General features: G+C 66.1%; 13 protein-coding genes. 6 read left to right on the top strand and 7 right to left on the bottom strand.

Annotation, left to right across the window (positions count from 1 at the left end; translation table 11 throughout):
- The first annotated feature begins 97 nt into the window (after nt 1–97).
- The 5 genes from xdhA to guaD all read left to right on the top strand — a co-directional run bounded on the left by xdhA (nt 98) and on the right by guaD (nt 7,791).
- Complete coding sequence (xdhA, locus tag BUE39_RS02890; protein ID WP_073427135.1) at nt 98–1,654, top strand: xanthine dehydrogenase small subunit; 1,557 nt, start codon at nt 98–100, stop codon at nt 1,652–1,654.
- Nucleotides 1,654–4,110: a xanthine dehydrogenase molybdopterin binding subunit gene (xdhB, locus tag BUE39_RS02885; RefSeq protein ID WP_073427134.1), complete on the top strand. Its 2,457-nt coding sequence runs from the start codon at nt 1,654–1,656 to the stop codon at nt 4,108–4,110. The genes xdhA and xdhB overlap by 1 nt, the downstream gene beginning before the upstream one ends.
- 96 nt (nt 4,111–4,206) lie before the next feature.
- Nucleotides 4,207–5,223: a xanthine dehydrogenase accessory protein XdhC gene (gene xdhC / locus BUE39_RS02880; RefSeq protein WP_073427133.1), complete on the top strand. Its 1,017-nt coding sequence runs from the start codon at nt 4,207–4,209 to the stop codon at nt 5,221–5,223.
- Between the two features lie 23 nt (nt 5,224–5,246).
- The gene (locus BUE39_RS02875; RefSeq protein WP_073427132.1) at nt 5,247–6,299 is read left to right on the top strand and encodes an adenosine deaminase; all 1,053 of its coding nucleotides are present in this window, start codon (nt 5,247–5,249) and stop codon (nt 6,297–6,299) included.
- Nucleotides 6,300–6,402: 103 nt separating this feature from the next.
- Nucleotides 6,403–7,791: a guanine deaminase gene (gene guaD / locus BUE39_RS02870; protein ID WP_073427131.1), complete on the top strand. Its 1,389-nt coding sequence runs from the start codon at nt 6,403–6,405 to the stop codon at nt 7,789–7,791.
- Nucleotides 7,792–7,871: 80 nt separating this feature from the next.
- Here the strand turns inward: guaD and BUE39_RS02865 are convergent, their stop codons facing one another.
- Entirely contained in the window at nt 7,872–9,131 is a 1,260-nt protein-coding gene (locus tag BUE39_RS02865; RefSeq protein WP_073427238.1) for an NAD(P)/FAD-dependent oxidoreductase, read from the bottom strand.
- Nucleotides 9,132–9,223: 92 nt separating this feature from the next.
- Here BUE39_RS02865 and BUE39_RS02860 point away from each other — a divergent pair, with 92 nt between their 5' ends.
- Nucleotides 9,224–9,952 carry a class I SAM-dependent methyltransferase gene (locus BUE39_RS02860; protein ID WP_073427130.1) on the top strand — a complete coding sequence of 243 codons (729 nt, stop codon included), beginning with the start codon at nt 9,224–9,226 and terminating at the stop codon, nt 9,950–9,952.
- Between the two features lie 69 nt (nt 9,953–10,021).
- On the opposite strand, the gene BUE39_RS02855 is transcribed toward BUE39_RS02860, so the two are convergent.
- Genes BUE39_RS02855 through BUE39_RS02830 form a run of 6 tightly spaced genes read right to left on the bottom strand, consistent with a single transcriptional unit; the run spans nt 10,022 to nt 14,714 of the window.
- Entirely contained in the window at nt 10,022–10,465 is a 444-nt protein-coding gene (locus BUE39_RS02855) for an excinuclease ABC subunit A (protein WP_073427129.1), read from the bottom strand.
- A gap of 51 nt (nt 10,466–10,516) precedes the next feature.
- Nucleotides 10,517–10,996 carry a signal peptidase gene (locus tag BUE39_RS02850; protein WP_073427128.1) on the bottom strand — a complete coding sequence of 160 codons (480 nt, stop codon included), beginning with the start codon at nt 10,994–10,996 and terminating at the stop codon, nt 10,517–10,519.
- 34 nt (nt 10,997–11,030) lie between these two features.
- Complete coding sequence (locus BUE39_RS02845; protein ID WP_073427127.1) at nt 11,031–12,284, bottom strand: beta-ketoacyl-[acyl-carrier-protein] synthase family protein; 1,254 nt, start codon at nt 12,282–12,284, stop codon at nt 11,031–11,033.
- The gene (locus BUE39_RS02840; protein ID WP_073427126.1) at nt 12,281–13,507 is read right to left on the bottom strand and encodes a beta-ketoacyl-ACP synthase; all 1,227 of its coding nucleotides are present in this window, start codon (nt 13,505–13,507) and stop codon (nt 12,281–12,283) included. The genes BUE39_RS02845 and BUE39_RS02840 overlap by 4 nt, the downstream gene beginning before the upstream one ends.
- Nucleotides 13,507–14,232: a 3-ketoacyl-ACP reductase FabG2 gene (locus tag BUE39_RS02835; protein WP_073427125.1), complete on the bottom strand. Its 726-nt coding sequence runs from the start codon at nt 14,230–14,232 to the stop codon at nt 13,507–13,509. The genes BUE39_RS02840 and BUE39_RS02835 overlap by 1 nt, the downstream gene beginning before the upstream one ends.
- Complete coding sequence (locus tag BUE39_RS02830) at nt 14,229–14,714, bottom strand: hotdog family protein (protein ID WP_073427237.1); 486 nt, start codon at nt 14,712–14,714, stop codon at nt 14,229–14,231. Before BUE39_RS02830 ends, BUE39_RS02835 begins: the two co-directional genes overlap by 4 nt.
- Between the last annotated feature and the right edge of the window lie 7 nt (nt 14,715–14,721).

The following is a 14,721-nucleotide window of genomic DNA, read 5'->3' as shown; positions in this document are numbered from 1 at the left end:
TCTTCGGACATGGATGGCGATCTACGTGCGCGAGGCCGGCTTCGGCCCGACCCCATGCGTAACGCGCGCCCGGTCCGCACTGTCTTTCGGATTCGCCATGACAACGCAAACCATCCGCTTCTATCACCAGGGGTCCGTCCGTGAGGTCGCGGGCGTGCCCGCATCGCGCACCGTGCTCCAGCATCTGCGCGAGGACCTGCATTGCACCGGCACCAAGGAAGGGTGCGCGGAAGGCGACTGCGGCGCGTGCACGGTCGTCGTCGGCGAACTGGACGCGCAAGGCGGCATCGCGCTGAAGGCGGTCAATGCCTGCATCCAGTTCCTGCCGACGCTCGACGGCCGCGCCCTCTTCACCGTCGAAGACCTGCGCGGCGCCGACGGCGCGCTGCATCCGGTGCAACAGGCAATGGTCGATTGCCACGGTTCGCAATGCGGCTTTTGCACACCCGGCTTCGTGATGTCGATGTGGGCGCTATACGAGAACCAGCCGGCCGCCGCGGGCCTGCCCACGCGCGATGAAATCAACACCGCGCTATCCGGCAATCTGTGCCGCTGCACCGGCTACCGGCCGATCGTCGACGCGGCGCAGAAGATGTTCGACTACCCGCACTACCCACGCGTGACGCTGGACCGCAAGGCCGTCGCCGAGACGCTGCGCCAACTGCAGCGCCACGACACCTTCGAATACCGCGCGCCCGACGCACGCGGCGCCGCGTTCGGCTCGCCCGCCTTCCACGCGCCGCTCACGCTCGACGCGTTCGCCAGGCTGCGCGTTGAGCATCCGCAGGCGCGGCTGCTGGCGGGCAGCACCGACGTCGGCCTGTGGGTCACCAAGCAGTTCCGCGATCTCGGCGACATGCTGTATATCGGCAACGTCGCCGAACTGAAGACGGTCGAGCGCGACGCGCAAACGCTGACCATCGGCGCCGCCGTCACGCTCGAAGACGCCTACGCGGCGCTCGCCGTCGATTACCCCGAACTGGCCGAAATGTGGACGCGCTTCGCCTCGCTGCCGATCCGCAATGCAGGCACGCTCGGCGGCAACATCGCGAACGGCTCGCCGATCGGCGATTCGATGCCGGCGCTGCTCGCGCTCGACGCCGAAGTGGTGCTGCGCCACGGCGCGAAAACGCGCACGCTGCCGCTCGACGCGTTCTATGTCGGTTACCAGAAAACCGCGCTCGCCGTGGGCGAATTCGTCGCGGCGCTGCGCGTGCCGCGGCCGGCGGGCGATCTGCGTTTTCGCACCTACAAGGTCTCGAAGCGCTACGACCAGGACATCTCCGCGGTATGCGCGGCGTTCGCGCTGCGCCTCGGCAAGAACGGCGACAGCGGCACGATCAGCGAGGCGCGCGTCGCGTTCGGCGGCATGGCGGCCACGCCGAAGCGCGCCGCGCAAACCGAAGCCGCGCTGACCGGCGCGACATGGAACGAAAGCACCGCGCGGCAAGCGATGAGCGCACTCGCCGCCGATTACCAGCCGCTCACCGACATGCGCGCTTCGAGCGCCTATCGACTGAAGGTGGCGCGCAACCTGCTGTGGCGCTTCCACCTGGAAACGCGCGATGACGCGCCGCTCGCCCTCCTCGACGTGAATGCGTTCGCGTTCGAAGCCGGCGCGCCGGACGCGGCCGTTGCGAAGGAGCCGTCGTGATGAACCGGACCGATGCTTTTGTCGACCCCGCCGCGGACCATGAAGCAAAGCAGGAAGGAAAGCACGCCGCGCCTCAGGACAACGAGACGGCGATCGGCGCCTCGCTGCCGCATGAATCCGCCGCGCTGCACGTGAGCGGCGAAGCGACCTACACCGACGACATTCCCGAACTGCAAGGCACGCTGCACGCGGCGCTCGGACTCTCGCGGCATGCGCACGCGCGCATCGTCTCGCTCGATCTGGACGCGGTCAGAAAAGCGCCGGGCGTGATCGCCGTGCTGAGCGCCGAGGACATCCCCGGCGAAAACAATTGCGGCCCCGTGCTGCACGACGATCCGATTCTCGCCGCCGACGAAGTGCTGTATCTCGGCCAGCCCGTATTCGCCGTGATCGCCGAAAGCCATGACCTTGCCCGCCGTGCCGCCGCGCTCGCCAAAAGCGACGACGTGATCCGCTACGAACCGCTCGAAGCCATTCTTACGCCCGCCGACGCGAAGGCGGCGAAGCAGTTCGTGCTGCCGCCGCTGCATCTGAAACGCGGCGACCCCGAGGCGAAAATCGCCGCCGCGCCCAACAGGATCAGCGGCAGGTTCGAAGTCGGCGGCCAGGAGCAGTTTTATCTCGAAGGCCAGGTCGCCTACGCGGTGCCGAAGGAAATGGACGGCATGCTCGTCCATAGTTCGACGCAGCATCCGAGCGAAATGCAGCAGGTGGTCGCGCACATGCTCGGCTGGCCCGCGCATAACGTGGTGTGCGAATGCCGGCGCATGGGCGGCGGCTTCGGCGGCAAGGAATCGCAATCGGCGCTGTTCGCGTGCGTGGCGGCGCTCGCGGCGAAACTGCTGCGCCGCCCGGTCAAACTGCGCGCCGATCGCGACGACGATTTCATGATCACCGGCAAGCGGCACGACGCGGTCTACGAATACGAAGCGGGCTTCGACGATCAAGGCCGCATTCTCGGCGCGCGCGTCGAGATCGCGTTGCGAGCCGGCTATTCGGCGGACTTGTCCGGCGCGGTCGCCACGCGTGCGGTTTGTCACTTCGACAACGCGTACTACCTCTCCGACGTCGACATCGTCGCGCTGTGCTGCAAGACCAACACGCAGTCGAATACCGCGTTTCGCGGCTTCGGCGGACCGCAAGGCGCGCTGGTGATCGAAGTGATGCTCGACAGCATCGCGCGTCAATTGAATCGCGATCCGCTCGACGTGCGCATGGCCAACTATTACGGCATCGGTGAACGCGACACGACGCCGTACGGTCAGCGCGTGGAGGACAACATCATCGCGCCGCTCACCGACGAGCTGCTCGCCACCAGCGACTATCGCGCGCGCCGCGCGGCGATCGCCGCGTTCAACGCGAACAGTCCGGTGCTCAAGCGCGGCCTCGCGTTCTCGCCGGTCAAGTTCGGCATCTCGTTCAACGTGCCGTTTCTGAATCAGGCCGGCGCGCTGGTGCATGTGTATAAAGACGGCTCCGTGCTCGTCAATCACGGCGGCACCGAGATGGGTCAGGGGCTCAACACCAAGGTCGCGCAAGTCGTGGCGAACGAATTCGGCTTGCCGCTTTCGCGCGTGCGCGTGACGGCGACCGATACGTCGAAGGTCGCGAATACCTCCGCCACCGCGGCCTCCACCGGCAGCGATCTGAACGGCAAAGCCGCCGAAGCCGCGGCTCGCGCGATTCGCGCACGGCTCGCGGATCTCGCGGCTCAACAACTCGGCGGCGCCGCGGACGCGGTGCAATTCGCCCACGGCGAGGTGTCGGTGAATGGCGGTGCGATGCCGTTCGAGCAACTGGTCGGCGCCGCGTATCTGGCGCGCGTGCAATTGTGGTCCGATGGTTTCTACGCCACGCCGAAAGTGCATTGGGATGCAAAAACGCTGACCGGTCACCCGTTTTATTATTTCGCGTATGGCGCGGCGGTGTCGGAGGTCGTGATCGACACGCTAACCGGCGAATGGAAACTGCTGCGCGCGGACCTGCTGCACGACGCCGGTCAATCGATCAATCCGGCGATCGACATCGGTCAGGTGGAAGGCGGTTTCATTCAGGGCATGGGCTGGCTCACCACCGAAGAGTTGTGGTGGAACCGCGATGGCCGTCTAATGACCCACGCGCCGTCCACCTACAAGATTCCCGCTGTGAGCGACACGCCGGCCGCTTTCCATGTGCGGCTCTATCAGAACCGCAACGCCGAGCCGACCGTGTTCCGTTCGAAGGCGGTCGGCGAGCCGCCCTTGCTGCTGCCGTTCTCGGTGTTCCTCGCGATTCGCGACGCGATCGCGGCTGCGGCGCCTGGTATCACGGCCGGTGCCCAACCCGCGCCGCCGCTGCGCGCGCCGGCCACGCCTGAGGCGATTCTGGATGCCCTGGAAGCACTGCAAGCGCCCGCTGCGAACGAACCCGCAACGCAGTCCGCAACCCGGTCCGCAACAACGGACACGACAGCTTGATAAACGATACCAAGGCCCGACGCGACATGAACGCGTCACGCCGCACTCAACCGGCCGCACGGACACCCCGCACGGCCACGCACGGAGAACCGCCGGATGCAAGCCTGGCTGCCTGACCTGCAACAACTGCTCGCGCACGGCGACGCCGCCGTGCTGGTGACGGTCGCGCGCGTCGAAGGTTCGGCGCCTCGCGGTGCCGGCACCAAGATGATCGTCACGCGCGACTCGGCGAAACATACGATCGGCGGCGGGCACCTCGAATGGAAGGCCATCGAGACCGCGCGCCAGGTGTTGCGCGACGGCATGCGCTCGCCGCACATGCGCCGCCTCGAACGTTTCGCGCTCGGCCCCAGCCTCGGCCAATGCTGCGGCGGCGCCGTGATCCTCGCGTTCGAGCGGCTCGACATCGGCGACCTCGGCTGGATCACGTCGCTTGCGAAGCGCGTGGCCGCCGGTCTTTCGACGGTGCGTAGCGTATCATTCGGCCCCGCCCCGGATGCGGTGATGCTGTCCGATCCCGAGCCGGGTGTGGATGCCGCCGACTGCCTGCTGTGGGACGGCGCCGGTTTCGACGACAGCGGCGCGCTGCTCACCGAAACCATCGCGCCGCGCGACTTTCCGGTCGTGCTGTTCGGCGCCGGCCACGTGGGCGCCGCGCTGGTTCGCGTGCTCGCCACGCTGCCGTGCAACGTGCGCTGGGTCGACGAACGCGATGCGCAGTTTCCCTCCGCGGCATCGCTGCACGCGCCGAACGTGAAGCTCGATCCGAACGACGCCCCCGACGAAGCCATCGATCAGGCCGCGCCGAACACCTACTTCATCGTGATGACGCACAACCATGCGCGCGATCTCGAACTGGCCGAGCGCATCTTGCGGCGCGGCGACTTCGCGTTCTTCGGCATGATCGGCTCGCACAGCAAGCGCAAGCAGTTCGAGCATCGGCTCGCCGCGCGCGGCATCGACCCGTCGCGGATCGCGCGAATGAAGTGCCCGCTCGGCGTCGACGGCATTCTCGACAAGTCGCCGGAGATCATCGCGATCTCGGCGGCCGCGCAATTGTTGCAGGCCGTCGAGGCGAACGCGAACCCGCGTCACGCCACGCAAACGGTCTAACGCTAACGAACTTTTGAACCACCATGAAAACAACGACCGCCACCCCGACATCGCTCGCCGAGAAAACCGCTCGCGCACCGAAGGCCGAACTGCATATCCATATCGAAGGCTCGCTCGAACCTGAACTGATCTTCGCGCTCGCCGAACGCAACGGCGTGAAGCTCGCCTACGATTCGATCGAAGCGTTGCGCGCCGCGTATGCGTTCACCGATCTGCAATCGTTCCTCGACATCTATTACGCCGGCGCGAGCGTGCTGCTGCACGAGCAGGACTTCTACGACATGACCACCGCGTACGTGGAACGCTGCCTCGCCGACAACGTGGTTCACAGCGAAATTTTCTTCGACCCGCAGACCCACACCGAACGCGGCGTGCCGATCGCGACCGTCGTGGCCGGCATCGAACGCGCGCTCGCGGACGCGGAAAAGCGCGGCATGACGAGCAAGCTGATTTTGTGCTTCCTGCGCCATCTGTCCGAGGAAGACGCGCTCGCCACCTTCGACGAGGCGCGGCCTTTGTTCGAGCAGTACAGGCATCGCCTGATCGGCGTCGGCCTCGATTCGTCGGAGCGCGGCCATCCGCCTTCCAAGTTCGAGCGCGTCTTTGCCAGGGCGCGCGCGCTCGGCCTGAAGCTCGTCGCGCATGCGGGCGAGGAAGGACCGCCTTCGTATATCTACGAAGCGCTCGATCTGTTGAAGGTGGACCGCGTCGATCACGGCGTGCGCAGCATCGAGGACCCGGCGCTCGTCACGCGCCTCGCGGATACGCGCGTGGCGTTGACCGTGTGCCCGCTGTCGAACCTCAAGCTGTGCGTGTTCGACGACCTCACCAAGCACACGCTGAAGGACCTGCTCGATAGCGGCGTCGCGGTGACGGTGAACTCCGACGATCCGGCTTACTTCGGCGGCTACGTGAACGCCAACTACTTCGCCACCATCGACGCGTTGAAGCTCAACGATGCCGAGGTCTACACGATCATCCGCAATGGCTTCGAAGCGTCGTTCGTCACGCCCGAGGAACGCCGCGACCTGATCGCGAAGCTCGACGCGTACTGGCATCGGAACGGCTCGCACTGACGGGCCAGCGCACGGCAGCCGGCGGCGGCTGGGGTTCCTTGCGAGCCGGGATAAAGCCGCCGTCCGCGCTGTTCGGCTTTTCACATTCGGAGACGGTTTTTCCATGACTCAATCGCCTAAAGCGACCAACGCGGCCAACGCGGCGCCTGAAGCAGCGGCCCAATCAGCATTCCGCGCGCAACTGCTGACCTTCAACGGCGATCCCGCGCACTCGTCCAATGCCGTGGTCTTCAACGAGGACGGCTTGCTGATCGTCGAGGACGGCCACGTCGTCGCGGCGGGCGCGTATGCGGCGCTCGCGCCGCGGCTCGCGCCCGGCACGCAAGTACGGGAGATGCGCGACAAGCTGATTGTGCCGGGCTTCATCGACACGCACATCCACTTTCCGCAGACCGACATGATCGCGTCGCCGGCGCCGGGGCTGTTGCCGTGGCTCGACACCTACACGTTCCCCACCGAGCGCCGCTTCAGCGATTCGGCTCATGCGCGCGAGACGGCGAGTTTTTTCGTCGACGAACTGCTGGCTTGCGGCACGACCACCGCGCTCGTGTATTGCACCGTTCATAAGGAATCGGCGGATGCGCTCTTCACTGAAAGCGAAGCGCGCAATCTGCGCATGGTGGCGGGCAAGGTGCTGATGGATCGCAACTGCCCCGAGTTTCTGCGCGATACCGCGCAATCGGGCTACGACGACAGCGCCGAACTGATCGGCCGCTGGCACGACCGGGGCCGTCAGATGTACGCGCTCACGCCGCGTTTCGCGCCTACCTCGACCGAAGCGCAACTCGAAGCATGCGGCACGCTCGCCCGCCTGCATCCCGATGTCTTTATTCAGAGCCACGTCGCGGAAAACACCGACGAAGTGAAATGGGTCGCCGATCTGTTCCCCGGCCACCGCAGCTATCTGGACATTTACGATCACTACGGCCTGTTGCGTCGCCGCGCGGTGTACGGCCATTGCATCCATTTCGACGACGAAGACCGCAAGCGCATGGCGCAGACCGGCGCCGTCGCGTCGCACTGCCCGACCTCGAACCTGTTCCTCGGCAGCGGCCTGTTCGACTTCGACAAGGCCGACAAAGCCGGCATGCCGATCGCGCTCGCCACCGACGTGGGCGGCGGCACGTCGTTCTCGATGCTGCAAACGATGAACGAAGCGCATAAGGTCGCGCGTTTGGGCGGCCATCATCTGACGGCCACACGCATGTTCTATCTCGCCACCGCGGGCGCGGCCGAAGCGCTCGATCTCGCGGACAAAGTCGGCACGTTGAAGCCGAAGTCCGAAGCCGACTTCGTGGTGCTCGATCCGCAAGCGACGCCGCTGCTCGCGCGCCGCACGGCGCGCACGGAGTCGCTGGAAGAACTGCTGTTTGCGTTCGCGCTGCTCGGCGACGATCGCGCCGTTTATGAAACCTATGCGGCCGGCAGGCGCGTGCATCGCCGCGACGATGTGCGCCAGCTTGCGCCGCGTGCGGCGAGAATCGCGGCCTGAAGCAAAATCGCTTGCAGGTAAAAAAACGGCGCTTCGTTTCTCCGAAGCGCCGTTTGCATTTTCCCCGCCGTATATCCCGGTCAACGCTGCGTGCACACCTCATGCAGCGCATTCAATCGACGCACCGGATCGGCCACATACGGATTCGATTCGTCCCATGCATAACCCGCCAGCACCGCGCTGATCATGCGCCGGATCGACGGCGTCTGGTCCGGGTAGTAGATGATGTCCTGCAACTCGCCGGTGTACCAGCGCTCGACGAATGCGCGGAACGTATCGATCCCCTTGCGCAAGGGCACATCGTAATCAGCGGACCAATCGACCGGCTCACCGTTCAATTGCCGGCTCAAGGTCTGCACCGCGAGATGCGCGGAGCGCAGCGCGATCGTCACGCCGGATGAAAACACTGGGTCCAGAAACTCGCCCGCATTGCCGAGCAGCGCATAACCCGGCCCATGCAAACGCTCGACGTTCGCCGCATAGCCGCCGATCTGCCGCACCGGCATCAGGAACGGCGCGTTGCCGATCAAACGGTTGAGCGTCGGCTCCTGCTGGATCAACCCGCGCAGTTTGGCTTCGTGCTCCGCCTCCGGCACATCCAGGAAACTCGACTCCGCCACGCAGCCCACCGACGAGCGGCCGCCCGCCAACGGAATCATCCAGAACCACACGTCGCGGCGCTCGGGATGCGTCGCGACACAAATCTTGTTGCGGTCGGTCGCGCCGGCCGGAATGCCGTCGCGCACATGCGTGAAGATCGCGGCGCGCGTCGGCATGCGCGTGGGCGCTTCGAGATTCAGCAAGCGCGGCAGCACGCGGCCAAAGCCGCTCGCGTCCAGCACGAAACGCGCTTCGACCTGATACGCATGATCAGCTTCATCGACCACATCGACGAGCGGCGTCGCGCCGGTGTGCATTGCGCGCACCGTGTGACCGAAGCGCACGTCGGCGCCTTGCCGCGCCGCGCAGCGAATCAGGATGTCGTCGAACACCGCGCGCTCGACCTGATACGTGGTGCCCCACCCCGGCGAATGCTTGTCGCGGAAGTCGAACGACGACGACTGATCGCGGTAGACGAAATGCGCGCCGTTCTTGTACTGGAAGCCGGCCTCGACCACCGCTTGCAGCATGCCCGCTTCCTCGAGGTAGGCCATGCTTTGCGGCAGCAGGCTCTCGCCGATCGAGAAGCGCGGAAAGTGCTGGCGCTCCAGCACCAGCACCGAGCGGCCCGCCTTGCGCAGCAACGCCGCCGCGACAGCGCCCGCCGGACCCGCGCCGATGATCGCGACGTCGACCGCCGTGCGCCGTGACGAATGTGTATCCAAATTAACCTCAATCATGTACTTGCCGCGAACAGCGTTACGCTGCATCCTTACTTCTCGTTACAATTCGCGTCGACCGTAAAAACAAAATATTTCGCCGGGAGTCCAGCGTGTCGCCATCCGAAACATCCAGCGTGCCTTTCGTGCCGGAAACGGCCTTCGGGATCTGGTTCCTGCGTACCCATACGTGGGAGCATCATGTGCTGCGCGTCGCGATCAACGACCTCAAGCGCCTGATCGATGCGCCCTTGCCCACCGCGCCGGTGATCGTCGACGTCGGCTGCGGGCAAGGCATATCGTTTCGCCTGCTCGCTAACGCGTTCAAACCGCAACGCATCATCGGCATCGACTTTCACGAGCCGTCGCTGGCGCTCGCCGCCAATGCGGCCAACGCGTGCCGCGACAAGCTCGCCGATATCGAACTGCTGCACGGCGACTGCGCCCAATTGCCGTTGCCCGATGCAAGCGCCGATATCGTGTTCTGCCATCAAACCTTCCATCATCTCGTCGAGCAGGAGCGCGCGCTCGCCGAGTTCCGCCGCGTGCTGAAACCGGGCGGCCTTCTGCTGTTCGCCGAATCCACCGACGCGTACATCAAATCGTGGGTGATCCGGCTGCTGTTCCGTCATCCGATGCAGGTGCAAAAGAGCGCCGACGGCTACCTCGATATGATTCGCCGCGGCGGTTTTGCGTTCGGGCAACGCAACGTTTCACTGCCTTATCTCTGGTGGAGCCGCGCGAAAGACTTCGGCCTGCTCGAACGTCTTGGCCTGTACCGTCCGCAGCCCAGCAAGCGTCGCGAGACACTCGTCAATGTGGCGGCGGTCAAGGCGGATTGACGGCCTGGAACGTCTCACGAGGCGGTAGCCGCGCCACCGCCTCGCCTCCGCACTTGCGCTTACTTGCGCTTACTTGCGCAACGTCACCACATCGCCCTTCAACGCGACGCCCGCGATCACCGCACCCGCGCCGCATGTGAACTCGGTCGCGCTCTCGCGCACTTCGTTCTTGTAGTTGCTCTTGATGTTGATCACCGCGTTGCCGCCTTCCTTGCGCGCGCGGTCCTGCAATTCGATCACCGCCGACAGGAACACGTGCTGGCAAGCCGCGACGTCGCTCTTGCCGAACGCGTTGGTCTTCTTGTTGGTGGCGAACTCGCCGATCGTCTTGACGACGGCCGGATGCCGCTGGCCCGCGAAATACAGCGGGATGTCGTCGCCGACCTTGCCCGGCTCGCTTTTCAGCGCCTCTTCGACCGGATAGTTGCCGACCGTGTCGCGGGCAAAAACCGGCGCGCTGCCCAGCACGGCGAACGAAGCGAACAGCGCGGCACACATCAGATGGCGTTTCATTGAGGTTCCTCGTTGGTTTTTGTTGGTCAAGTGTTCTGTTTTTTATTCGGCTCAGTTCGCTTCGAGCACGACGAGCCGGCCGCTCACCGCGATCGCGGCGGCGCTCGGACTGACACCGCAGGTGAACTCGGTCGCCGAGTTGCTTTCGCTGCTGTGAAAACGCGTCGACACGTCGATCACGGCATTGGCGTTGCGCTCGCGTGCCGCCGCGCGCAGCTTCTGCACCGCCTCGGCAAGCGCTTCATGGCAGGCGTCGTCCGGGCTCGATACCTTGCGGGCGATCCGCACGGAATACGACACGTCGCCGAGTTGGCTTTTCACCGCCGGATGATCCTGCTTGCCGAAATACACCGGCACGCCGCCGACCTGGCTCTTCACCGCCGGACGATCCTGCTTGCCGGCATTCACCGCCACGCCGCCGGGCGATTCGCCGCCCGCCGCCGCGAGCGGCAGCGACTTCACCTGCGTCGCGCAGCCCGCTTGCGTGAGCACCACGGCGGCCACTGCGCCCCATACCAAAGCTTTTTTCATTTTTGTCACCCTCGATTTTTCGAATGCGGCCGTGTCAGCCGCCCTGCCATGCTTCAAACATCAGGCTCGCGCAACTGCCGCCGAACCCGAACGACACCGACATCGCCGTGTCGATACATGCAGCGCGCGTCGTTCGCACGAGCGGCATGCGTTCGACAACGGGCTCCGGCGTTTCGATGCCCGCCGTGCCCGCGATGAAACCGTCGCGCATCATCAGCAGCGTGTAGATCGCCTCGTGCGCGCCGCACGCGCCGAGCGGATGCCCGGTCATGCCCTTGGTCGACGAAAACGCCGGAACCTCGCCACCGGACGCCACGCCGAATACCTCGTTCAACGCGCGCAGTTCCTCGATGTCGCCGAGCGGCGTCGACGGTGCGTGCGTGTTGACGTAGTCGGGCCGCTTGCCCGCTTCGTCGAGCGCGCCGCGCATCGCGCGCGCGATCCCCGCCGCACGCGGCGCGACCATGCCCGCGCTGTCCGTGCACTCGCCGAAGCCCGTCAGCTCCGCGTGGATGCGCGCGCCGCGCGCCAATGCATGGTCCAGCGCTTCGAGCACCAGCACGCCGCCGCCCGAGGCGATCACGAAACCGTCACGCGCGGTGTCATAAGGACGCGACGCCGCTTGCGGCGTGTCGTTGAAGTGCCGCGACAACGCGCCCATCGCATCGAACATCAGCGTCATGTTGTCGTGCAGCGCTTCGCTGCCGCCCGCCAGCACGATCTGCTGACGGCCGCTCTGAATCAGTTGCATCGCCTGGCCGAGCGCGAGCGCCGAGGTCGTGCACGCCGACGACGGCGAATAGCCGACGCCTTCGAGCCCGAACACCTGCGCGACATTCGCCGACGCGGTGCTGCTCATCGCCTGCGGCACCGTGTACGGCGGCACTTTCTCGACGCCGCGCGCATGGGCGATCGCCATCGCCGCGTCGTAACTCGCCATCGCGCCGACACCCGAGCCGATCACCGCGCCGGCGCGCGGCGAATGCAGCGCGGCGGCGTCGAGCCCGGCGTCGGCGATCGCCTGGCGCGCGGCATGACACGCGAAACGCGCGGTGTCGCCCATGAAGCGTTCGAGCTTGCGCTCGAACGGCGGCTCGTGCGCGACCGAGGCGACGCCCGCCACCTGCGAGGCGAAGCCGCGCTCGCGCCACGCGTCGATCCGCTGGATGCGCGAGCGGCCCGCGCGCAAGGCGGCGGACACTTCGTCGAGCGTATTGCCGAGGCACGACACGATGCCCATGCCGGTCACGACCACGCGTTGCAATTTGCGTTGTGCCGCCACGTTCATCGAACGCGCCTGAAAATCAGCGACGTATTGATGCCGCCGAACGCGAAGTTGTTGCTCATCACATGCTCGGCGTCGATCTCGCGCCCCGCGCCGACGATGTAATCGAGCGGCGCGCAAGCCGGGTCCACGTTCGCGAGGTTCAAGGTCGGCGCATACCAGTTGCGCTTCATCATCTCGATGGTCCACCACGCTTCGAGCGCGCCGCACGCGCCGAGCGTGTGGCCGACGTAGCTCTTGAGCGAACTGATCGGCATGCGCTCGCCGAAGGTCTGCGCGGTCGCATGGCTTTCGGCGATGTCGCCGCGATCCGTCGAAGTGCCGTGCGCGTTCACGTAGGCGATCGCTTGCGGCGGCAGTTGCGCGTCGGCGAGCGCGAGCCGCATCGCGAGCGCCATCGTTTCGGCGGTCGGCTGGGTCATGTGCGCGCCGTCCGAATTGCAGCCGAAGCCCACAATCTCCGCGTGAATCGGCGCGCCGCGCGCCACCGCGTGTTCATACTCCTCCAGCACCAGCGTGGCCGCGCCTTCACCGACCACGAGGCCGTCGCGCGCGGCGTCGAAAGGACGCGGCGTGAGATGCGGCGCGTCGTTGCGCGTGCTCGTCGCGTACAGCGTGTCGAACACGGCGACCGCCGGACCCGACAGTTCTTCCGCGCCGCCCGCCAGCATCAGCGTCTGCTTGCCGGCCTGGATCGCTTCATACGCGTAGCCGATCGCCTGGCTGCCCGACGCGCACGCGCACGAGGTCGGAATGATCCGCCCTTTCAGGTCCCAGAACAGGCTCACGTTGACCGCCGCCGTGTGCGGCATCATCTGCACGTAGCTGTTCGACGTGACGTCGCTCATCGAGCCGGTTTCGAGCATCGTGCCGAACGCGCGAATCGGCTGCACCGAGCCCGACGACGAACCGTAGGCGACGCCCATGCGGCCGTCCTTGATGCTCGCGTCTTCGGCGAGGCCGGCGTCCATCAACGCCAGTTCGCTCGCGCGCACCGAGTACAGGGAGACCGGCCCCATCGAGCGCGTTTTCTTGCGCGGATAGTGCGCGGGCGCGTTGAACGCCGGCAGCGGACACGCAAGCCGCGTATGCAGCGATTCGAAGTAATCCCATTCGGGCATGCGCCGCACCGCGTTCACGCCGCTCTTCAGGCGCGTTTCGATGACGTCCCAGCTATCGCCGAACGCGGTCACGCCGCCCATGCCGGTAATGACGACGCGCTTCATCACACCATCCCGCCGTTGACGCCGATCACCTGGCGCGTGACATAGGAGGCCGCATCCGACATCAGGAAGCTGACCACGGACGCCACCTCGGCAGGCTGGCCGACGCGGTTCATCGGCACCGTTTTCAGTGCGTGTTCGAGCGGCATGTCGTCGAGCATGCCGGTTTCGATCAGTCCCGGGGCCACGCAATTGACGGTGATATTGCGCGTCGCCAGTTCGACGGCGAGCGCCTTGGTCGCGCCGATCAAACCGGCCTTGGCCGCGCTGTAGTTGACCTGGCCGCGGTTGCCCATCACGCCCGACACCGACGCGATCGTGACGATGCGCCCGCCCTTGCGCGCGCGCACCATCGGCATGGTCAGCGGATGGACGACGTTGTAGAACGAGTCGAGACCGGTTTCGATCACGATGTCCCAATCTTCCTCGGTGAGCGCGGGGAACGCGGCGTCGCGCGTCACGCCCGCGCTGCACACGATGCCGTAATACGGGCCGTGCGCCGCCACGTCCGCTTCGAGCACCTCGCGGCACACGGCGCGCTCGCGCACGTCGAATTGCAGCACGCGCGCCGTGCCGCCTTGCGCGGCGATGCCCGTCGCGACCGCCTCGGCTTCGGCGCGTCCCGTGCGGCAATGCACGGAGACGGCGAAGCCGTCGGCGGCCAACTGATACGCAATCGCGCGGCCAATGCCGCGGCTTGCGCCGGTAACGAGAACACGCCGGCTCATGAACTGAAACTCCCTTCGATGAATGACTGAAAATCGGCCGGTTGAAACACCTTGATCACCGCCTCGGCGCAGCACACGTCGCCATCGTGGATCGTGCATTCATAGGCGCCGTGGCCTTCCTCGCTGCGCAGCAGTTCGGTGGCGTGGATCAGCAATTGCGCGCCGCCCGCGAACGACGCCTGCAACGCCTTGTAGCTGCGCGAACCGAGCAGCACGCCGGGACGCGCGCGGCCGCCGCCGCGCATGGCCAGCAACGCGACGTGCGCGGCGATCGCCTGCGCCATCAGCTCGATGCCGATCCATGCGGGCATCGCGCCCTCGGCGTTCGCATACCATGCGTCGGCGCGCACGGTGCCGCGCGCGCTCAGCGTCTCTTCGCTGAAACTGCTCACCGCGTCGAGCAGCAGCATGGTGCCGCGATGCGGGATGATCGCTTCGATCGGTTGATCGATCAGTTCCTGGAGAGTTGGCGTCGGGTTCATCGCGCGC

It is taken from the genome of Paraburkholderia terricola, from assembly GCF_900142195.1.
Taxonomy (GTDB): domain Bacteria; phylum Pseudomonadota; class Gammaproteobacteria; order Burkholderiales; family Burkholderiaceae; genus Paraburkholderia; species Paraburkholderia terricola.
This window is presented reverse-complemented; position numbering and strand designations above follow the sequence as displayed.

Bases quoted from the DNA above. Each gene is read 5' to 3' on its own strand.
- xdhB (WP_073427134.1), top strand. From the start codon at position 1,654: ATGAACCGGACCGATGCTTTTGTCGACCCCGCCGCGGACCATGAAGCA.
- BUE39_RS02875 (WP_073427132.1), top strand. From the start codon at position 5,247: ATGAAAACAACGACCGCCACCCCGACATCGCTCGCCGAGAAAACCGCT.
- BUE39_RS02830 (WP_073427237.1), bottom strand. From the start codon at position 14,714: ATGAACCCGACGCCAACTCTCCAGGAACTGATCGATCAACCGATCGAA.
- BUE39_RS02855 (WP_073427129.1), bottom strand. From the start codon at position 10,465: ATGAAACGCCATCTGATGTGTGCCGCGCTGTTCGCTTCGTTCGCCGTG.
- BUE39_RS02835 (WP_073427125.1), bottom strand. From the start codon at position 14,232: ATGAGCCGGCGTGTTCTCGTTACCGGCGCAAGCCGCGGCATTGGCCGC.
- guaD (WP_073427131.1), top strand. From the start codon at position 6,403: ATGACTCAATCGCCTAAAGCGACCAACGCGGCCAACGCGGCGCCTGAA.
- BUE39_RS02845 (WP_073427127.1), bottom strand. From the start codon at position 12,284: ATGAACGTGGCGGCACAACGCAAATTGCAACGCGTGGTCGTGACCGGC.
- xdhC (WP_073427133.1), top strand. From the start codon at position 4,207: ATGCAAGCCTGGCTGCCTGACCTGCAACAACTGCTCGCGCACGGCGAC.
- xdhA (WP_073427135.1), top strand. From the start codon at position 98: ATGACAACGCAAACCATCCGCTTCTATCACCAGGGGTCCGTCCGTGAG.
- BUE39_RS02840 (WP_073427126.1), bottom strand. From the start codon at position 13,507: ATGAAGCGCGTCGTCATTACCGGCATGGGCGGCGTGACCGCGTTCGGC.
- BUE39_RS02850 (WP_073427128.1), bottom strand. From the start codon at position 10,996: ATGAAAAAAGCTTTGGTATGGGGCGCAGTGGCCGCCGTGGTGCTCACG.
- BUE39_RS02865 (WP_073427238.1), bottom strand. From the start codon at position 9,131: ATGATTGAGGTTAATTTGGATACACATTCGTCACGGCGCACGGCGGTC.